We start from the raw sequence: 20,100 nt of genomic DNA on the forward strand, positions 1-20,100 counted from the left end.
CGGCCGCGTACATACCCGGAGTTGCAGTTCTCAGCCCTCCAAGGAGGCCCGGAACGATGCCACACGAGACGCGCACGACCCGCAAGGCGACTGAGCCCCGCGACGGAACGACCCCCTCCAGGCGAACGCTCCTGGGCGGCGCGGCGCTCACGGCGTTAGCGGCGGCGACCGGCACAGGCACGGCGACCGCAGCCGACGCGAGGAGGTCCTCGCCGAGGTGGCCGACGGAGTTCCCCCTCCCCAACGGCTTCCTCCCCGAAGGGATAGCCATCGGCAGAGAGCCGTACGCGTACATGGGCTCACGCGCGAACGGCGCGATCCACCGCACCGACCTGCGTACGGGCGTGGGTGAAACCCTTTTCGCGGGCGGCACGGGCCTGGTGGCGGTGGGCCTGAAACTCGACCACGACGGCCTGTTGTACGTGGCGGGCAACACGGGAGTTGCCCGTACACACGACTCCCGCACGGGCAGTGTGGTGGCAACACACCAACTGAGCGAGGCGACGGGCCACTTCATCAATGACGTGACGTTGCTGGGCGACAGGGCGTGGTTCACGGACTCCCGCGCGGCGGCGCTGTACGGGGTCCCGAGGGGCGGCTCCGGAGCCGTACGCACCCTGCCCCTCGTCGGCGACTGGGTCCAACTCCCGGACGTCAACAACGCCAACGGTGTCGTAGGGACCGCCGAAGGCCGAGCCCTGATCGTGGTCAAGAGCACCCCGGGCGAGCTGTACAAGGTGAATGTCGCTACAGGCCATGCCACACGCATCACCCTGATCGGCGCGCCGGACGTCGTGAACGGCGACGGCCTCTACCGCATCGGCCGCACGCTGTACGTGGTCCAGAACCGCCTGAACGTGATCAGCGTGTTCCACCTGAACCGCTCCTCGACCCGGGCCACCCTGACCGGCACGATCACGGACCCCCGCTTCGACGTCCCCACCACAGCGGCCCGCTTCGCCAACCGCCTGTACCTGGTAAACGCCCGCTTCACGACCCCCCAGACCCCGGAGACGACGTTCACGGGGGTGGCGGTCCCGATCTAGACGAGCCGCGGGGACGACCGGTCGCGTCAGCGGAGGGTGTGGCCCCGAGCCGGCTCGGCCGGTTCCGGGAACTTCCAGTACCACTCGTAACGCTCGATACCGCTCGTAACTCTTGATTTTGATGGTGCGTGGCATGCGGTGGCGCCGAACGAGTGGACTCCCCGACATGGGGGCGAGCGGTCGGACCTGCGGCGCGGGCCGAGGTGGTGATGTTCGTGACGTCCACCCCCCGTCTGGAAGAGGCGCCCTCGAATGAGACGTTCCACCGCCCGCAGTACCCTCTGCGCAGCCCTGCTCGCCGCCTCCTTGTGGGCGCCGACGGCGGATCATCCCGCCGTGGCGGAGCAGCGGCCGACCGCCGTTCACCCCGACAAGGGCGACTGCCCGAACAGCCTGGGGCGCAAGCTCACGTCCCGGCTCGACAAGGCCATGGACGAGGTCGGGAGGAAGGCGGACATCCCCGGGGCCGTCGTCGGTCTGTGGATGCCGGGCAAGGGGTGTTACGTCCGTTCCATGGGCGTTGCCGACACCAGGACCGGCGAGCCGATGGCCGCCGACTCCTTCGTCCGGATCGGCAGCGAGACCAAGACGTTCACCGTCACCGCGCTGCTGGAGCTCGTGGACGAGGGCCGGGCCGGGCTGGACGACCCGATCTCCGCCTACGTCAAGGGCGTGCCCAACGGCCACCGCATCACGCTGCGCCACCTCGCGGAGATGCGCAGCGGCCTGTTCCCCTACACCGAGGACCCCGGCTTCGTACAGGACCTCCTGAGCGACCCGCAGCGCACGTTCACCCCGCGCCAGTCCCTCGCGTACGGCTTCAAGCACCGCAACACCTTCGCCCCGGGCGCGAAGTTCCAGTACTCCAACTCCAACCTCGTCCTGCTGGGCATGGTGATCGAAAAGGTGAGCGGTCGCCCCCTCGCCGACTTCATCCACCACCGCGTGCTGCGCCCGGCACACCTGCGCCACACGCTGTTCCCGCAGGGCAACGAGTTCCCGCAGCCGCACCCGCGCGGCTACACCGACCAGACACTGAGCGGTGAGGTCGCGGACGCGACGGACTGGAACCCCAGCTGGGCCTGGGCGGCGGGGGCGATGATCTCGAACCTGCACGACCTGCGGATCTGGGCCAGGTCCGTCGCCACCGGTCAGCTGCTCAGCCCCGAGACGCAGAAGCAGCGGCTCAACACGCTGCCCACCGGCATCCCCGGCACCACCTACGGTCTCGGCATCCTCAACACCCACGGCTGGATCGGCCACAACGGCTCCATCCCGGGCTACGAGACCGTGACGGTCTACCTGCCCTCGGAGAAGGCCACCCTGGTCGTCATGATGAACACCGACATCCTGAGCGCGGGCCAGGAGCCGTCCACCCTGCTCGCCCGCGCGATCACCACGGTCGCCACCCCGAAGAACATCTATGACGGCTCGGCCACCGCGCCCCAGTCCGCGTCCGCCGGCTAGACACACAACTGGACGCACACGCAGAAACAGGTGAGGCACCTACGGAGATCCGTAGGTGCCTCACCTGCTGTTGTGGCTGTCGGGGTGGCGGGATTTGAACCCACGACCTCTTCGTCCCGAATGAGGCTCGGTTACTGATCTTGCCAGCGCCGATGGCGTTTGCCCTGTTCACAGCGTCGGGCTGCCGTGGTCTCGGGTGGGCTCGAAGGGGGTTGGGGAGCGGGTTGGCTCCCAGATGGCTCCCAAGGGTGGCCACTCAGCCCTGACGTCGGCACGGCGGAGACGTGGTGTGTCCTACGCCGAAACCGTCAGCGATGCCCGGCCAAGGCCCGCACGTTCTCGAGCAAGGCGTGAAGGAGGAACGGCGGATCCGTTGTGGCGGTGCGGGTCGCCTCCAGATACGTCGCCGCATTCTTGTCCCCGACGCCCTCGCCTGCGTCGATCAGTTCCTGCCTGCGTGCGTGCCAGGCTGGCCAGTACTCCGCGAGGTAGATCTCCAGGTTGTTCTCGAAGACCGTGTACCGGGAAGCGGACTCGTCCGCGGGCTGTGGTGCGGGTGAAGCGCCCAGGTATCGGAGGAGATCCGCGTTCTTATTACGGGTCTGTTGCGCCTCACGTTCGATGTTCAGTTCCTCCTTCTTGCGCTGCTCGGGGAGGAGCTTCTGTGTCTGCTCCCGCTTGGTCTCCTCATTGCGGGCATCACCGTCGAAGAGCACGTGGCATTGCACGCCCACGGCGCTGAAGATTGCGTGGGAGATCAACAGGTTGTCCTTGCCGTTCACCGCGACAATGCTGATCCCCTCGGCGCCGAGACTGACGCCCATCCGCTCCGCGCACCCGGTGAGCACGGCCTCGTCCCCGGTCCCCTCTACCAACACCACTGCGTGGGCGAAGAATCCCTCCGAGAACGAGCCGGTCAGCCTGCCGACGGTACGGCGTCTGATCGTGCTGGCGTCGACCAGGCCGTCGAGTGCCCGGCACAGGTCGTCCTCGGACGCTTGCCAGACCTCGGTGACGGGATGCTCCTCATCGACGGCGCGGCACAGCCGGCGGATCTGGTGGTAACCGCTCGGATCGATGAACACGGGACTGTGTGTGGCGAACATGACCTGGGTGCGCCCTTCCGGAGAAGTGGCCACCAGTTCGCGCAGCACCTTCGCAAACGTCCGCGCTTGCGGCGGATGCTGGAAGAGCTCGGGCTCCTCGATCGCCAAGCATAGGGTTCGCGTGCCGTCTTCCGGTCGCCTGCAATCGGACAGGTACTTCAACGCGGCGATGATGAGCGCCCGCTGGAAACCGTGCCCCTGCCGATAGACCGAGGTCTCGGCGGCACCGTCCCGAATACTCACCTGGAACGCGGTACGAGCCGGCCTCGGCGCCTGCACGGTCGGGGTCACCACCACCTCGCGTCCCGTGGTGAACTTGGCGACTTCCGAAGAGAGAGCAACGGAGATGTCGCTGAGTAGGGGTCCGTAGACCTTGCCATGGACCTCCTGGCGCGCCTGGTGTGCGCTTTCCTCGATCTCGTTCAGCTGCTCGTTGGCCTCGGCGCGGTCTACCACGTGGTCGAGGATGCGGCCGAGTGCCGTCGCCTTCTGGTCGTCCGCCTCCTCGTACGCACGGAGGTCGGCCGAGACGAACACGAAGTCGATCAGCTGGGCGAGAACGCTTTGGCCCGCGAAGCCGAAGAAGTGTGTGTCCTCGATCTCGGACTCAGTGAGTCGATCGCGGTTGGCCAGCTCCCAGTTTCGCATCGCCTCCTCCGCCGCAGTTGCGCTCCCGGCGTTCGGTAGTCCCAGGCCCGGGTCGTTTTCCATAAGCTCTTTGTACGCGGCCCGTAGTGGTGTCGCTTTCTTGTGTGTGCGCACCTCCTCGAAGGGTGCATACGCGAGCGCTTTGCCCGTGATCTTGTCCTCGCCGTCCTGCCAGGTGCGCCAGATGCTCACGCTCTCGGAGCCGTCGGGCGCGTAGCGTCCGAGAGTCTCGCGGTCGTGGTCGGTGAGCCTGTCGAACTCGACCTCCACGGAGATGCGGTCGCCCTCGGCCGCGGAGTGGACGTCGTCGGAGCTGAGTGCAAGAGACTTTTCGCCGTTGAAGAACCAGTCGAGCGCGCGCAGCACCGTGGACTTGCCGACACCGGTCGGGCCGATGAAGGACGTTATCTCCTCGAAGGAGACGTCCACTTTGTGTAGACAGCAGAAGTTCTCGATGCGTACTCGCCTGATCTTCACGGTCATCCTGAATGTGTGGTGCGGAAGGGGTAACTGATCCCTTATGTGATGACCGCGACGTTAGCGGTTTGGTCGATCAAATTTCAGGAATTTTTCCTGATAGGTGAATTTCAGGCACGCGGATTGATCGCACGTCAATTTGACGAACTGATATCGGATTTCAGGTGTGGTCTGGGGGTGTTGAGGCGGGTGGAAATAGCCCTCGGTGGAGAGTTGGATGCCGAGGACTACGCCTGCGCTTGAACCCGGCTCAGCTTGGGAAATCGAAGGTGCCCTGGTTGGTACCCGGGGTGCGACGCGATACTCGCGGTGCTTTCGGTTCCTTGGCTGCGTAGGACGGGACTGGTAGGACGCCCTGCTCCTGGAGATCGTGAGTGGTGATGAGCGGGCCCGCGCTCACGACGTCCAGGAGCCTGGCCTGTTCGGGTTCGAGCGCTATCAGAAGGGCAAGCGCGTTGATGAGATCCAATAGATCAACGGTCCATCGTGCTGGCCATGTTGGGGGCAGAATGTCGTTCAACGGGCTCTGCCACTCGACGTCGGGTTTGTGCTTGCGGAAGCCGAACCATTTACGGATCACCTGTACGCCGCCGATTCGGTAGTCCCAGACCTCTGGCGCCACAGGTCCGATGGAGCCGGCTCCGACCGTGAGGGTGCGCGTCTTCGCGTCGTAGGAGATACTGTCGGGCACCCCGCTGCCGTCCTCGCCGATGGGGACGGTGCAGATGGGTTGTTCCGCTACAGGAAGTCTCGGGGTCTGTCCTGACGGGCGGCCGTGCTGTGGCGACGCGAAACGCTGGCCGTAAGTGTGTATCCACACCGTACGGCGGCCGGCCTCAGCTACCTCCGTCCACAGGCCGGGGTCCCGAGTCAGCGGGATGTGCGCGCCACGGGTGGTCAGGTGCTCCGCGAAACGGCGGGTGTAGCCGCTGTGGCCGGCTATGCCTGCGATGTATGCGAATAGGTCCTCTGCCGTAACCGTTGCACCATGGGTTTGCGACAGTGCCTTCAGCAGCCCGGGCGTCACATTCGCCTCTGCCAGTTCCGCGTGACGATAGAGCGGCGCGACTCGGCCGCCTTCTGTGCCTTTGAAGTGGTGCATGTCGGGTATGAGGGCTGTGAATCCCACAGCCGGCCCTGTCCGCCCCGACTCCGAGTGCAGTTCGGACAGATAGATCTGACGGTCACTGTGGGCGAACCATAAGGCAGGTCGCGGAAAGTCGATCACGCGCCGGTCCGCAATGATCCACTGTCGATCGAATGTCATCCTGCCGTACGGAGCGAGGACCGGTGTCCGCTCAGTCTCTTCGGCAAGAGTGCCCCGCCATTCGTGTCCCGGCAGTGGCTGTTCTGGCTTATCCGGACGGCGGTCACGAGTACTCTTCAGTAAGTTCTCTTTGGCTGATTTCGGAGCTTGAACGAGTGTCCGCCAGCGTTCTTGCAGAATGGTCTTACTTGGCGAGACCGGCCAACTTCGATTGTTCTTGTTGCCGGAACACGTCCAGGGCAACAGGGCATCCACAGTGGGCATCGCTGTCCACTCAGAGGCGGCTACAGCCTGAAAGGGGGTGGTCCACCCCGAGGAACAGAGTCGCCATGGTGTTCCGTCACCGGCCTGGTGTCCGTCGATGCTGAGTCCGTCGAGCCAGCCGAACTTTGCTTCTCTGGTTCCGGCGGGTACGTCGAGTCGCCACACGCGCGCAGGATGCTCCGGGTCGGGGGATCCTCGACGGACGAAGACCGCGATGCAGACCTCGCGTTTCACGTCCTGGAAGACACGCGTGCGGGGGTCGGAGTAGGGGCCTTCGGGAGAGAGCCCGATGATCCAGCCTTCGTCGGCCGCCTCGCGCAGGTAGCGCCGCATACCGGCGGCGCCCGCACTGTCCAGGAACCCGGAGTTGGTGATGAGGGCGACGATCCCATTGGGCGCTTCCGGCGCACCCGAGACCGTCACCTGGTCGAAGACTTTCCAGGTCGACCATGCCCAGAAGTACACGTAGAGATTGTCCAGGGCGTATCCGATACGCCCGTTGTCCTCGGGGTGGAAGCGCGCCAGGATCGCCCCCCGGTCGTTCGGATTCCCCTCGGTGACCCAGCGTCCGACCCCCGACTGCTTGGCACCGCGCAGGTACGGCGGGTTGCCGATGACCACCATGACTTTCTCCTCCGCCTTGACCTTGTTGGCCAGTCGGCGGTGTCGGGCGATCGCCTCGTACATCAGACCCAGGTGGTGTTCGACGGCCGGGTCGTCCAACGTGTCGGCCACCAGCAGTCTTGGCGCGTAACCGGTGATGTCGGTCTGATGGGCCTTGAAGGCGTGATGTACGCGAAGTTCGGCCACCGCGTACGGTCCGGTCTGCTTCTCCAGACCGATGAGACGGCCCGCGAGTTCGCGGAGGAGTCCGCTCTTAAGGGTGTCGCGGTGCTTCAGTGCCAGGTCCTTGGCGACGTGGTCGACGATGTTGATGAGAAAGGTTCCGGTGCCCATGGCGGGATCGACCACGGTGACGTCCTCACTGCCGAACCCGTCCTCCTGGCCGAGCCGGTCACGGAGCACCTCGTCGGTGAACTGGACCATGAAACGGACAGCCTCGCTGGGCGTGTAGTACGTCCCCGTACGTCGTCGCAACTCCGGGTCGTAGGCGCTCAGGAACCCCTCGTAGAAGTGGAGGTAAGCGTCCCCGCTGCCGTCCTTGAACATCTCCGGGTCGACTGCGGAGATGACGTCGATCAGCGTGTCGATGACTCCGCGGAGATCGTCGAGGGCTTCGTCGGTCAGCACCGAGAGAGCTTTGCCCATCAGGGAATGACGTTTTCCCAACTTGCCTGCGACGTCGGGTAAGGAGAGCTTCTCCATGTCGATACCCTCAAGGCGGGCCAGCAAGATCGCGAAGGTGAGCGTCTGGCTGTAATGGTCGGCGAACTCAGCCGGCAGGGCGTCCGGGAAGAGCAGATCTTTCCAGTTGCCCGCGAGAATGGAGAACGCGGCGTCGGCCTCTCCGTGTTCCTCACGGGTGAGACGTTCAGTGACCTCGTCCCGCAGGACGGCGCAGATTCTGGCGATGCGCTTGACCAGTTCACCGATGCTGCCGACGGTCAGGGGCTCCGGAGCAAGGAAGAGGGCGATGGCCCGCTCGAATCCGTCGTCCGCTGGGGCGAGTTGCCGACTGCCGCTTAGCAGGTCTCCCACCAGGTGCCCGGTCGGGCCGATTTGCACGCCGAAACGGTACACAATCCATTCGTAGCCATTTGAATACAGGACATTGGGAAGGGCCTTAAGTTTCTCCCACTGCTCCCGGTTGTGACTCTTCGCGGACCACTTCTGCGGGTCGATACCCCTGTCAGGTCGCTTCAACTCGACGTGCCCGATGGTCCTTCCGCCGGTGCTGATGGCGAAGTCTGGCCGCACGCCGAGTCGTTTGACGCTGCTCTGGCCATGGGCGATCAGTCTCATGTGCTGCCGACTGGCCATACCACGCAGTAGTTGCTCCACGGGTGCGGTGAGGCTCTCCTCCTTCCCGCTATCCGCCCCAGCGGGTCCCTGAAGCTTGGCCCTGACCTCTTGCCCGAACCGGGCGACGAGATCGGCAACCGACCCGGTGGCTCTATTCCCTGCTCCGATGTCCCTTCGCGGCAACGCCCACCCCCATGGCAGTGCACACGCACGGTGATCGCGCTAATACACACTGCCCATCAGGCTGCAACTGGCAAACACCCGGGCATGGTTGGGTACCGGGGATACAGGCAGAAGCTGAACCCAGGCCGCTCACGAGTCGCCGTCACGTCACTTCTCGCGGCAGTCCGACCCAGCCATGGCCGACTTGCGCCCTTCTCGCGCTGCCTCGGGCTGCCCAGACTGCCGTACACGGACCTATGGGAGGGCTTCGATTCGTGGCTGGGCGTAGACGGGGGACAGTTGCTCGCAGGAGGCGGGCTGAGCGGTTGAAGGTCGTGGCGGCCAGCGGTGGTCTGGTATTGGTCCTGCTGGTGCTGTTCTGGTCGGCCGTGTGGCCGTACGCCACGGGCGTACTGGTCCTCAGCGGCGTCTGCGTGGCGGGATGGTGGCTGTGGCGTACGGACCGGCTCGTGCGTGGGCGGGACCGTATCTGGCGGCAGGAGGAGGCGGTGAAGGCTGGCCACCGGACGCTCGCCGAGGTGGACGTGATGACTGGCACCGAGTTCGAGGACCTTGTCGCGAGCCTGTGCCGACGGGACGGGTGCACGGAGGTCCGACGGGTTGGCGGTGCGAACGACAACGGCGCCGACGTCGTCGGTCGGCTTCCGGACGGGCGGACGCTGGTGATCCAGTGCAAGCGCTACGCGCCGACCAGCACGATTGCGAGCCGCGAACTGCGCGATCTGCTGGGTGCCAAGGTGCACTTCGGGGCCGACCTAGCGGTGTTCGTAACGAGCACGCGGTTCAGCCGCCTCTCCGAGAAGTTCGCGCTGCAGAACGGAATCCTTGCTGTGCATCGGGATCACCTCGGGTTGTGGAACAACGGTGTCTCACTGCTGTCCCTGAGCGAAGTGAACGGCCGTGGGCAAGGCGACTCTCGTCATTACGCACGTTGGAAGCGGGCGTACGGGAAGTGACCGGCCCCAGGGAACGGAGAGACGCCTCACCCAGGTCAGATCATTGAGCCTCTTCAGCCGCCAGTCTCCGGGGTGAACAGCATCCTGCTGTTGACCGGTTCCTTCGCCAGCGGCGGAGTCTGTGTCTGCCGACAGTGGGCGTCACTCGATCGGTGGTCGGTCTGAAGAAGCTCAATGATGTTCTGTGGAACGCACCCACTCACGTAATTCATCGGGAGCCGATACGAGGCCGCAGCTGGAACGGGACACGGGTCACTCCGTCCTGCTCGCTCCACAGCCGCATACCTGACCGCATGAGGGCCCAGCCGATCTTCTCGTAGGGCATGAGCTCACCGACGCCGAGTTGCCCTATGAGGTGGTTCAGTTCGTCGGCCATGCGCAGATCATGCTCCCGCTGGCGCTCGTCCGCGTTGACGAAACCATCGGCGCGGGCGGTGAACTCCTCGTAGGTCGATTCTCCGAGGGCGCGCCGGTGGGCCAGCAGTGCTTCACCGTCGACGTAGGCATCGGAGTACTCCTTGCCGAATCGTCGTCCATACTCACGAACCCTCACACGCTCCTGCTCAAGCGCTTCGGGACCAATCCTCTTCTGGCGGGCGGAGGCCACCTCATCAGCGCGGGACAGAAGCCAGGACAGGGGCGATGGGCACAAGAAGATCCCGAGTCTTCCGTATCCCTGCCAGTCACAATGGGCGTAACCAACGGCCTGGGTGACCCAGCCGTAGCGGTGTCCGGTGCTGGTGTTCGGGGCGGGATTCTTGAACTCAACACCGAACGCCGGGGCGTCATCGTGCCACCCTTTCGGTTCTCTGGGCTTGAGCACTGCGTCTATGCGCGTTTCTTCACCGGTCCAGTAGCGCCCTGGTATCTGCTCCTCGATGTGGAACCACCGGTCGAGCTTGCCTAGAACGACAGCAGAGAGAGCCTTCTCATCAGGGAACGCTCCAGGTTGCGGTATCAATGGCTTCTGCTCGTAGCGCACTTGGGGACTGTACGTTGCCGCCGCGCCAGACGAAAAGTGGCGGCGGTCCTCTTCAGTCGTACGCTGAGTCGCAGCTATCCGAGCGGGTGCTCGGGTGACGACCCCGACTCCGGCTCAGCCAACCTCCCTCTCCCGGGGGTAAGCAGTCATCCGGCGGGCAGGGCGTTCAGGGGCTCCGGCATGCGTGCTCCTGTGTCCGCCCAGGCCCGTCCACCGAACACGGCGGCGAGCCCGTCGGTCTTTGCGTTCCCCGTAGGCAGGAAACGGCCGAGGGTGCACGGGGTGACGGTGCCGTCGGTCATCACGGCCGCCTGGCCCATGGCGCAGCGGCCGCGTAAGTCGCTGGGGCTGGGATGTGGACCTTGCCCGGTCGACGTTGCGGCCCCTGTCGGCGCCGAGGGCGAGCAGCTCCTCGCGGGCCTGCGCGGTGCGCTGCCCTTCGAAGACCTCGACGTGCCGGTCTGCAGACGGATGCCGCGGCGTAGGGCCTCGACGATGTTCGCGCGGGTCGCCGCGTGCGAGCCCCTGCGGTTGGTGACGCGCTCATGCTCTGCAGGATCGTCGCTGTAGTACGACGTCGCCACAGTCACCCGTGGGCGCATGAACAGATCCGAGTGCTCAAGCTTCACGCGGTACAGGGTGCTGTAGATCTGGATGGCGAGGCCCAGTACCAGGGCGCGGTTCACCAGGGCCTTGAAGTCGGGGTGGAGAGTGGGTTCCCCGCCGGTGAACTGGACCTTCTTTAGCCGACCTCGGCGGCGTCGTTGATGAGCCGCTTCCAGTCGTTGGTGGACATCTTGCCGTGCCTGTTGGTGGGGCCCGATTTCGCGTAGCAGAGCTTCGGGCAGGTGAGCTCACACCGTCCGATGATCTTGAGTTCCAGGAACTCCGTGATGGCGGGCGGGGCTTGGGGTCGTGCGGAGGTGATCGTCGTGGACGGCTTCCTGTCGGGCGTGCTGAGCAGTGTGGTGCCGGGGTGGCGGGCGCCGTGTGGCCCTGCCACCCCGGGTGTCTCGGAGACGGTGGACTCACGCGTCGGGGTCAGCGAGTTCGTCCGTCGTGCTCACGGGCGCGTCTCCTGCATACGGTCGCGGTCATGGGGAGGGGTGGCGGGCTGTGAGGAGGCTGGTGCTTCCGGGGGTGGCTGACCGGCGGTCTTCTTCAGCCGGCGGTCGATCTCGGTGAACAGGACGGCGAGGAGGACGCCCGCCATCAGCCGGTAGGGCAAGGACAGCCGCCCGAGTTCGGGGAAGAGGTCCCACAGGGTGTGTGCGGCCATCAGGGGCAGGAGGCTGCGGTAGCGCAGGTACAGCCAGACGCGGCCTGCGGCCATGGCGGCGGCGCCGATGGCGGGAAGCCCGAGGTAGGCGTGCAGTCCTATCTCGATGAGGCAGACCAGGGTGTAGATCTCCCATGTGGGCCTGCGTACGGCCTTCATCAGCGTGATCGTGGCCGCGACGATGGCGACGTCCTCGATCGCGACGGAATGCACGATGGTCAGGGCGAGTTCTACCGGACTGCTGATACCGAGCGTGGCCATCTGGCTGTCCCGCATGACCGGCACGATGTCCAGGTCGAGCCAGGTCAGCAGCTTTGCCAGCAGGCCGAAGAGGAGACCGGACGCGCCACAAACGATGAACCCCCACTGTGCGACTTTCCAGCGCTGCAGTTGCTGGACAGGCGTACAGGGGGCCCCGTTGTCCGGCCAGACGCCGTGAGAACGGCAGATTTCCACGGCCAGCCATGCCGCCGCGCAGCCGAACAGCGCCGGCCCCAGATCACGGCCCAGCGTGCCGGCCGCCGGCATGGCCAACGCGGAGATCACCACTCCCAGCGTCCCTGCCGCGTGCCCTCGCAGCGGACGCCACCAGCGCGGAGCGGTTTTCGGGGCGGGTCGGCGAAGCACCAGCCAGGTGAGCCAGCCGCCCACCAGGTAACTGCAGGCGAGCTGGGTACCTTTGATCAGTTCGGTGACCTCCCACCGCACGCCGTACAGGGACGCAGCGAACATCGTTCCGCCGGCCAGGCTCGCGAGGGTGGCCAGCGACAGCAGCCCTGCGAGTTGCCACAGCACCCGGCGCGCCGGCGTAGCGGTGACGGGGAACGTCACGGTGGGAACTTCAGCCACGGTCGAACCCCCTCGCCAGTTCCACGTCCGTCACCTCGAACGCGAGGGCGGCGTGTTCGAGCTCGGCGGCATGGACGTAGTGGTCCACGGGGTCGGGCCCGAACGCGAGTGACGCGATACGGCTGCTGGCGAAGTCGGTGGTTGCCTCCTCCAGGCTGTACGGCATCTCGCGCGCATCGGTGTCCTGGTAGCTGTCGCCCGTGCAGGGCGCGGGGAGCTTCGGCTGGTCGCGGAGGCCGTGGATGATCCCGGCGAGCGTCGCGGCCAGGGCCAGATAGGGGTTCGCGTCGGCGCCCGGCGCGCGGTTCTCCAAGTGCGGGTTCGACTCCTCGCCGGTGATACGGATGGCGCACGTGCGGTTGCCGTGTCCCCAGGTGGAGCGGGTGGGGGCGAACGAGTGCGGGCGGTAGCGCTTGTAGGAGTTGGCGGTGGGTGCGTACAGCGGTGCCAGGTGCGGCAGGGCGTCGAGAAGTCCGGCGACGGAGTGCTGCAGCGGTTCGGGCAGCTCACTGCCCTGCGGCATCCAGAACGCCGAGTCCTCCTCATCGCGCCACAGGGAGACGTGCAGGTGCAGGCCGCTGCTGACCCCGGTCTGCGGGGCGGCCATGAACGTGGGCGCCATCTTGTGCTGTGCGGCGAGGTGGCGCACGGCGTGCTGGTGGACGGTGTAGAGGTCGCAGGCCGTCATCGGGTCCCCGTAGGGCCAGGTCACCTCGATCTGTCCGGGAGCTCCTTCCGTCTTGATCTCGACCGGGCAGCCAGCCGCGTGCAGCGCTTCCCTCAGGTCGTCGAAGAACGCGGCCAGCGCCGGCGGGTGGTCGAGCGCGTAGTCGAGGTTGTAGGGCGAGATCGGGGCGAGCCCTCGGTACCCGCGGCGGCGGGCCTGCGCTGGAGTGCCCTTGTAGAGCATGAACTCGCTCTCGATGCCGACCTTGGCCCGATACCCCAAGGAGGCCAGTTCGGCGATCTGCTGACGGAGCATCTGCCGCGGGGCGACGTCGATGGGCCATCCCTGGTGGACGGCGTCGCCGTGGACCAGGACGGTGCCGGGCAGGTAGGACAGCCGGCGGATCGACTTCGGGTCGGGGACGACGCGCAGGTCCTGGAACCCGTCGTCCCAGCCGGTCAGGGCGTATCCCGGCTGTGCGTTCATGTCCCAGTTGGTGGCCAGCACGTAGGCGCACATGTGCGACTCGAAGCGGTCCAGGAACGTGCGGGCGTCGTGGAGCTTGCCCTTGAGGCGGCCCTGCATGTCGGGGACGGCGAGCATCACCGTGGTGATCTCGCGGTCCCGCACCAGCCGGACCAGGTCCTGCGGCTGCTGGCCGCCGCGCCCCAGGACGAGTAGGCCACTCGGTTCGGTCTCGTGGGTCATCACAGCACGCCTTCGGACAGGGCCACGGTTTCGGCTTCGGTGCCGAGCGGCGGGATCTTGTAGGAACGTCGGCCTTTGGTGATCCAGGTGAGCCACGCGATGAGCAGGACCACCGCGAGGGCGATGCCCGCGTAGTTGAAGGACTGCACGGTGATCGGGGAAGCCTGCGGCAGGCAGAACACGACGGTCAGCACGCTCACGTAGCCCACCGAGATCCAGCCGAGCGGCTTGCTCCAGGCGCCCAGGTGCCAGGGGCCCGGCGTGAACTTCTTCGGGTGGCGCCGCCGCAGGTAGACCGGGATCACGTAGGCGGGGGTGATGCCGATGACGTTGATCGCGGTGACGGCGGCGTAGGCGGTCGGTGAGTACAGGCTGGGCAGCGCCAGGAGCAGCGCGACGCCGACGGACAGCCACACGGCGGGGACGGGGGTCTTGGTGCGGCTGCTGACGCGGCGCCAGGTCGCGGAGCCGTAGAGGGCGCCGTCCCGCGAGAACGCGTACACCATGCGGGAGGCGGCGGCCGTCTCCGCGTTCCCGCAGAACAGCTGAGCGACGATCACCACGAGGAGCAGCCCCTTGGCCACGCCCGTGCCCAGGACGTCGATGAAGATCTGCGCCGGCGGCACGCCCGTGCTGGTGCCCAGGGTGCCCGCGTAGTCCTCGATCGCGAACAGCAGCCCGGCCAGCAGCACGAACCCGGCCGCCCACGACCAGGCGATGGCGCGCACGATGCCCTTGGGCGCTGCGATCTGTGCGCCCTTGGTCTCCTCCGACAGGTGGGAGGAGGCGTCGTAGCCGCAGAACGTGTACGCGGCCAGCAGACAGCCGAGCGCGGCCACATAGACGGGGTTGTCGAAGCCGGTGCCGTTGTTGACGTGCGTGAAGACGAAGTCCGCGCTTTGGCGCTGGCCCGGCGCGAAGGTGAGCATCCCGACGATCAGCGTGACACCGAAGAGCTGCCACCACACCGAGATCGAGTTGAGGACGGTGACCAGGCGCACCCCGAGCGTGTTGAGGGTGCCGTGCAGCAGCAGGATGCCGGCGAATATCAGCATCGTCGTCTCGGGCGTGGGCTCAAGTCCCCACTGCAGGTTGGCGAACGCGCCGACGAACAGCGCGCATCCGTAGTCGATGCCGGCGATCGCGCCGAGCAGGCCCAGGAGGTTGAGCCAGCCGGTGACCCATGCCCAGCGCGGGCCGCCGAGGCGGTGGGCCATGTAGTACAGGCCGCCCGAGGTGGGATAGGCGGAGGTGACCTCGGCCAGACACGCGCCGAGGATGAGGGTCATGGCGCCGATGCCGACCCAGCCCCACAGCATGACGGCAGGGCCGCCGGTGTTGAGGCCGTAGCCGAACAGGGTCATGCCGCCGGCCAGGATGCAGATCACCGAGAAGCTGATCGCGAAGTTCCCGAAGCTGCCCATGCCGCGCTTGAGCTCGGGCGTGTAGCCGTGCCCGCGCAGCGCCGCGTCGTCGTCCAGCGGACGGCGGCTAGTTGATCGTCTGTGCGGCATCAGGCACCTCGGGGGAGAAGGAGGGAGGGGTGAGATGGCGTGGTGCGGGTGGTAAGTGCAATGGAAAAGTCCTTTGAAGGAGTCGGAGGAGAGAAGGGCGAGCACAAGGGTCCGCGGCTGCGGAGGGTGGGCCTCGGATGGTCATCGGTGGCCCCTGGATTTCACGGCGGGGCGGCGGGCCTTGAGGAATTCCTCCTGCCACTCCTGCGGCTCGTGGGCGACCTGGGCCCATGGCGCGGTGGTCACGTGCGGGCCGATCGCCTCGAACACCGGGCCGGCATGGCCTACGCCGGTGGCCGTCAGGGCGTGCGCCAGGTGGTTGAGATCCAGCAGGGAGCGGGTGTCGGGCTGCCCCGGTGCGGGCTGCGTCGGCTCGAACCACTCATACAGTGCCTGGTGGGCGTAGTGGGCTTTGTCCTCGGTGACCCAGTACGCGAGCACACTGGCGGTCTGCCGCGTCGCCCACTGCTTGCGGTACTGATCAACGAAGGCGTACAGCGGCAGAACCTTCAGCGGGGACCCCATCGGGGCTCTGGATGCCACCCACTGCGCGAAGGTGATCAGCTCGTCGCCGCGGGCGCGGAAGACGGCGAGCATCCGGTGGAACGCTTCACGGTTGTGCGCATCGCGCTGGTGCACCGCGTCCAGCAGCCGCCAGGGCCCCGGCGGCAGAAGGTCCTCACGCGCGATCCAGTTGAGCGGACTGTGCGGCCGCCCGGGGTCGTCGTCGGCCTGCGCGAGCGTCATGAAACACAGCGGCGGCACCGGATCGGCCTTCCACTCCGCGGCCGCACTGCACGCGTAACGGGCCTTGAGGATGGCCTGCATCAGCTGTGGCCGGGAGACCCCGTTGCGGTGGGCGAGGACCACGCGTTCGCTCAGCACACGGGCCCGCATCATCCAGGCGTTCCAGTCCTCAGGCTCCTCCGCGGCCCACATCTCGATCGCCTCGGTGTCCACCGCCGCGCGGCCCAGGACCTGACTGCGGCTGCACCGCACTGCCCAGGAATCCGTCCTGGCGAGCAACTCCTTTGTGGACAGCCACCGATTCAGCCGTAGATCCTCCAGGGCGACACGTAGGTCGGCATCTCGGCCGGCGGGGTGCGGAGTCGTCAAGTTCATGCCATGAGAGCGCATCGGCGAGCCCTCCAGTGTGAGAGAGCGGGGAGGGCAACGGTGGCGCACTGGTCTGGTGCGCGTAAGAAGGGCATGGGAGGGCGATTCCTCGATGCAAGCGGTGGGGCCGTCGGGCCGCAGCCCACGTGATTCGCCGGCCATAGGGGAGGCCGGGACTGATGGCTGCGGCCCGACGGGGCTTGTTGGGTCAGCCGGAGGCGGCTGTGCGCTCAAGCAGGGGCCGGGCCTCGAACCGGTTCGCCCACTCGGCATGCGGTTCGAGCTCAGGGCGTAGCACCATTTATGAGCCGTTCCGGCTCTACGACGCGGTAGAGCTGAAAGGAGCTGGCGTGCATGGTGGCTTAGAGAATGTCGAAGACCGGACCACCCGGAATGCTGTCCAGGCTAAGGGCGATCCGGTCTGATGTGCAGATCAGTTCAGGGCTTTGCCCACCTCGTAAATGGTGGGCCGGTCCTCCGGGGCGTGGCTGAGCATGGCGTCGATCAGGGCGCCCAGTTCACCGGGCACCTTCACGGAGCGACGTCGGCCGTTCGCCACCGCCTCTCTCTGTACGGAGCGGGAAGCGTCGTCCGGATACTCGACTGCCCGCCAGCCGGTGGCGGAGATGAGCAGGGACGCACCGAGCGCGTAGATGTCGGCCGCCTGCGTCGGCTCCGCCTCTCCCGTGGCGAGCACGCTGCGCGAGATCTCCGGGGCCTCGTAGTGGACCAGGCAGCCTCGGAACGGAAAGTCGTATCCCTGGGGCACCTGTCCACCCCGAGCCAGGGCGAGGTCGATGAGATGGGTGCGTTCGGGCCCGATGATGAAGTGGGCGGGCTGAATGTCCCCGTGGGCCCATCCCTTCGCGTGCAGTTCGGCGAGCGCTTCGACGCATCCCAGCGCCACGCTGGCGTGCGGTGCGATGGACGAGTCCCGCTTACGGCAGGGCTCCCACAGCCGGTACAGGTCCGGCCCCTCCCGCCACGGCTGGAAGTTCCACGTTCCTTGCTCCCACTCGCCGTACGCGACGTCCTCGAAGCCGAGGCGGTGCAGCACGGCGCCCTCACGCGCGGGTGCGAGGGCGGTCCAGGGCTGCGCAGTCCAGTCGGCCGTGGCCTCGATCGGGTAGCCGACTTTCACGGCGTAGTGGCCCCGGGGGTTTTCGACTTCCCAGACCACGGAGCCTCGACGGTTGATGATCAGGTGGTGAGCTGTGGGCGTGAGCGCATCACGCAGCACGGCCGGCAGCTCAGGGATCGAGCGGGACAAGGTCTTTCTCCTTCCTGGCGAGCACGGCCGACCACAAGCAGAGGCCAGCCGTGCCGCTGTCGTCGTGAGCTACGCCTGGCCGTACGGCCGACCGCAGTCCGCGTCGCACTGCGCGAGGTTCTCGCCGTTCACGATCCACAGGTCATCGAAGACCACGAACCCGGCAGCCTTCATGGCATGCGCCGACGCAGCGACCGCCTTCGGATCACGTCCCCCTCCACCCGGCTTCGGGTTGTGGTGCAGGAAACGCCCCGCGTACTGCTCGCACAGCCCGGCGTACTCCTTCGTGTGCAGGATGAGCGCGTGCAGGCCCAGGTCCACGTCGTCCGACGGCACCATGGCGACGGTGGCGGTGGCCGCGGTGACGAGGAACGCGACCGCCTGGTCCGCGATGCGCTCAGCACGCTCGGGCGACTGTCCGTCGTGGACGACCACGAAGCGGGCGAGGCTCTCGAACAGGTCCTCGCCAGCCACCATGCGGCCGGTCCTCTGGTCGTTCGCTGTTGCCGTCATGCGTATCTCCTGGTGTGTGAGGTAGTGCGTGGTGAGCAGCCCCACCCCGGCCGCCGAGCTCGGCTCATAGACGACCGGGAAGAAGGCTTTGAGGCCGGCCTCGAACGGGGACGGGGGCCGGGATGTGGCACCCGTTCGGGGCGGCCGTTCTACTGGCCGACGTTGAGGGTCATGCCGATCACCAAGGTGCGCGAACCGCTGATGCAGATGATGAACAGGAACCCAGTACACCGGCCGATGGCGCGCATCACAGTCCGACCCGACTGTTGTCGTTCTTCACGGCCAGGCGCGCGCTCAGTTCCTCTCGCGCGCTGAGTGCCGCCACCTTGTCCGGCATGGCGTCCCACTCCCTGCCGCCTCCGATCGGGCGTATCTGCACACGGCCACCTACCTCGCCCATGACGACGCCGATACGTCCACGGGCACTGTCCTTCGCCAGTTCGCCGATGTCTGGTCTGGTCTGCTGATTGCTCGCCATGCCAAGGAGCTTCCTGCTGACCACCAGGACGCCGGAACCACGGACAAACACCACTTCGGGACGTCCCGCGTCGGGTAGAACGTCCCTAGTGCCGTCCCCGGTTGTTAGGAGAGATTGAAATGGCAAACGAGAGATTACGTGCGGCCATGGCGGCCAGCGGCTGGACGTACAACGCCTTCGCGGGCAAGGTCGAAGTCGATCCCAAGTCCGTCGAACGATGGGTCAACCTGGGGCGTACGCCACGTCGTGCCACGGCCATGCTGGCAGCAGAGACGCTAGGAGAAGACGTGCACGCTTTATGGCCATCGCTCAGGCAGGCACGCCCCGCCCGCGCCGTCAGTCCGGAACTTGTAGCCCTCTACGACCAGCGGGCCGACATCCCTGTCTCCACCTTCGTGGATATGTTGGCCCAAGCACGTGTGCAGATCGACGTGTTGGTGTACGCCGCCGTGTTCCTACACGAGGCGTACCCGCGGCTCAACGAGCTCTTGAAGGAGCGGGTGGCCGAAGGCTGCGCAGTCCGCATCGCAGTCGGCGACGCGGACAGCCCCAACGTCCAACAGCGTGGCGAAGAGGAGAAGTTCGGCCACGGAATCCAGTCCCGGTGCCGTCTCGCGCTGATGCACTACCGCCCCCTCATCGGGGTACCGGGCATTGAGGTACGGACTCACGCTACGACGCTCTACAACTCGATCTACCGGGCTGATGATCAGACACTGGTCAACGCCCATGTCTGGGGCGTGAACGCCTACAGCGCCCCTGTCTGGCATGTGCGCCGAAACGGGAAGGGTGGCATGTTCGACACCTACGCAGACAGCTTCGACGCGGTGTGGGCAACTGCGACGCCAGCACGAGAGAAGTGATCATGGCGCGCACCGAGTACTACGACGACCCAGACGCCCCCAAGCCCAACAGTCTGGTCGTCGCCGCGTCCGCGGTGGTCACTGACGATGAGGGCCGCATCCTGCTACAGCGCCGGCGGGACAACGATCTCTGGGCGCTGCCCGGCGGCGGCATGGAGATGACCGACTCCCTGCCAGGAACCGCCGTCCGCGAGGTAAAGGAGGAAACGGGTCTGGACGTCGAGATCACTGGACTCGTGGGCACTTATACCGACCCTCGCCACGTCATTGCTTACTCGGACGGCGAGGTGCGTCGACAGTTCAACGCCTGCTTCACAGCGAGGGTCGTCGGTGGCCGACTGGCCATTTCAGACGAGTCAACGGAGCTGCGGTTCGTCCAGACGGAGGAGATTGATCAGTTGCCAATGCACCACACACAGCGGCTCCGGGTCCGTCACTTCTTGGAGCACCGTCAGCGTCCCTATCTCGGCTGACCTCGAAGGTGCACGTCTAACGCCCGCCGTGTATGCCACTCCAGGACAGGG

The 20,100-nt window shown here is 66.4% G+C and carries 17 protein-coding genes; 5 read left to right on the forward strand and 12 right to left on the reverse strand.

Annotated features, from left to right (window positions below; genetic code table 11):
* Window positions 1-56: 56 nt before the first annotated feature.
* Window positions 57-1,046 (forward strand): SMP-30/gluconolactonase/LRE family protein, encoded by a 990-nt coding sequence (locus tag ACZ60E_RS14150; protein ID WP_469440357.1) that lies wholly within the window; start codon window positions 57-59, stop codon window positions 1,044-1,046.
* A 252-nt stretch (window positions 1,047-1,298) separates the two neighbouring features.
* On the forward strand, window positions 1,299-2,513 hold the full coding sequence (locus ACZ60E_RS14155) for a serine hydrolase domain-containing protein (protein WP_469440358.1): 1,215 nt from the start codon (window positions 1,299-1,301) through the stop codon (window positions 2,511-2,513).
* Window positions 2,514-2,821: 308 nt separating this feature from the next.
* Here ACZ60E_RS14155 and ACZ60E_RS14160 read toward each other — a convergent pair whose 3' ends face one another.
* On the reverse strand, window positions 2,822-4,750 hold the full coding sequence (locus ACZ60E_RS14160; protein ID WP_469440360.1) for an ATP-dependent nuclease: 1,929 nt from the start codon (window positions 4,748-4,750) through the stop codon (window positions 2,822-2,824).
* Between the two features lie 244 nt (window positions 4,751-4,994).
* Window positions 4,995-8,198 carry a type ISP restriction/modification enzyme gene (locus tag ACZ60E_RS14165; RefSeq protein WP_469440363.1) on the reverse strand — a complete coding sequence of 1,068 codons (3,204 nt, stop codon included), beginning with the start codon at window positions 8,196-8,198 and terminating at the stop codon, window positions 4,995-4,997.
* A 497-nt stretch (window positions 8,199-8,695) separates the two neighbouring features.
* Between ACZ60E_RS14165 and ACZ60E_RS14170 the strand changes: the two genes are divergently transcribed.
* Window positions 8,696-9,337, forward strand: coding sequence for a restriction endonuclease (locus ACZ60E_RS14170; RefSeq protein ID WP_469440483.1), 642 nt, complete (start codon window positions 8,696-8,698; stop codon window positions 9,335-9,337).
* Between the two features lie 208 nt (window positions 9,338-9,545).
* On the opposite strand, the gene ACZ60E_RS14175 is transcribed toward ACZ60E_RS14170, so the two are convergent.
* The 10 genes from ACZ60E_RS14175 to ACZ60E_RS14220 form a co-directional block, all read right to left on the reverse strand.
* On the reverse strand, window positions 9,546-10,319 hold the full coding sequence (locus tag ACZ60E_RS14175) for a hypothetical protein (RefSeq protein WP_469440364.1): 774 nt from the start codon (window positions 10,317-10,319) through the stop codon (window positions 9,546-9,548).
* 146 nt (window positions 10,320-10,465) lie between these two features.
* Window positions 10,466-11,167, reverse strand: coding sequence for a radical SAM protein (locus ACZ60E_RS14180; protein ID WP_469440485.1), 702 nt, complete (start codon window positions 11,165-11,167; stop codon window positions 10,466-10,468).
* Window positions 11,062-11,322: a hypothetical protein gene (locus tag ACZ60E_RS14185; RefSeq protein ID WP_469440365.1), complete on the reverse strand. Its 261-nt coding sequence runs from the start codon at window positions 11,320-11,322 to the stop codon at window positions 11,062-11,064. Before ACZ60E_RS14185 ends, ACZ60E_RS14180 begins: the two co-directional genes overlap by 106 nt.
* A 60-nt stretch (window positions 11,323-11,382) precedes the next feature.
* Window positions 11,383-12,447: a hypothetical protein gene (locus ACZ60E_RS14190; RefSeq protein ID WP_469440367.1), complete on the reverse strand. Its 1,065-nt coding sequence runs from the start codon at window positions 12,445-12,447 to the stop codon at window positions 11,383-11,385.
* Window positions 12,440-13,822, reverse strand: coding sequence for a glutamine synthetase family protein (locus tag ACZ60E_RS14195; RefSeq protein ID WP_469440369.1), 1,383 nt, complete (start codon window positions 13,820-13,822; stop codon window positions 12,440-12,442). The genes ACZ60E_RS14190 and ACZ60E_RS14195 overlap by 8 nt, the downstream gene beginning before the upstream one ends.
* Window positions 13,822-15,336, reverse strand: a complete 1,515-nt coding sequence (locus tag ACZ60E_RS14200; protein ID WP_469440371.1) for an amino acid permease — start codon at window positions 15,334-15,336, stop codon at window positions 13,822-13,824. The genes ACZ60E_RS14195 and ACZ60E_RS14200 overlap by 1 nt, the downstream gene beginning before the upstream one ends.
* A gap of 141 nt (window positions 15,337-15,477) precedes the next feature.
* A complete protein-coding gene (locus ACZ60E_RS14205) occupies window positions 15,478-16,458 on the reverse strand; it encodes a hypothetical protein (protein ID WP_469440375.1) in 981 nt (326 codons plus the stop codon).
* Window positions 16,459-16,885: 427 nt separating this feature from the next.
* A complete protein-coding gene (locus tag ACZ60E_RS14210; protein WP_469440377.1) occupies window positions 16,886-17,722 on the reverse strand; it encodes a protein kinase domain-containing protein in 837 nt (278 codons plus the stop codon).
* A gap of 69 nt (window positions 17,723-17,791) precedes the next feature.
* Window positions 17,792-18,235, reverse strand: coding sequence for a glycine-rich domain-containing protein (locus ACZ60E_RS14215; RefSeq protein ID WP_469440378.1), 444 nt, complete (start codon window positions 18,233-18,235; stop codon window positions 17,792-17,794).
* Window positions 18,236-18,482: 247 nt separating this feature from the next.
* On the reverse strand, window positions 18,483-18,713 hold the full coding sequence (locus ACZ60E_RS14220; RefSeq protein ID WP_469440380.1) for a hypothetical protein: 231 nt from the start codon (window positions 18,711-18,713) through the stop codon (window positions 18,483-18,485).
* Between the two features lie 119 nt (window positions 18,714-18,832).
* On the opposite strand from ACZ60E_RS14220, the gene ACZ60E_RS14225 reads away from it, so the two are divergent.
* Together ACZ60E_RS14225 and ACZ60E_RS14230 are read left to right on the forward strand one after the other, a co-directional pair.
* Window positions 18,833-19,576, forward strand: a complete 744-nt coding sequence (locus tag ACZ60E_RS14225) for a helix-turn-helix domain-containing protein (RefSeq protein ID WP_469440382.1) — start codon at window positions 18,833-18,835, stop codon at window positions 19,574-19,576.
* Between the two features lie 2 nt (window positions 19,577-19,578).
* Complete coding sequence (locus tag ACZ60E_RS14230; protein WP_469440384.1) at window positions 19,579-20,049, forward strand: NUDIX domain-containing protein; 471 nt, start codon at window positions 19,579-19,581, stop codon at window positions 20,047-20,049.
* Window positions 20,050-20,100 lie beyond the last annotated feature (51 nt).

The organism is Streptomyces sp. NPDC102514, assembly GCF_055584525.1.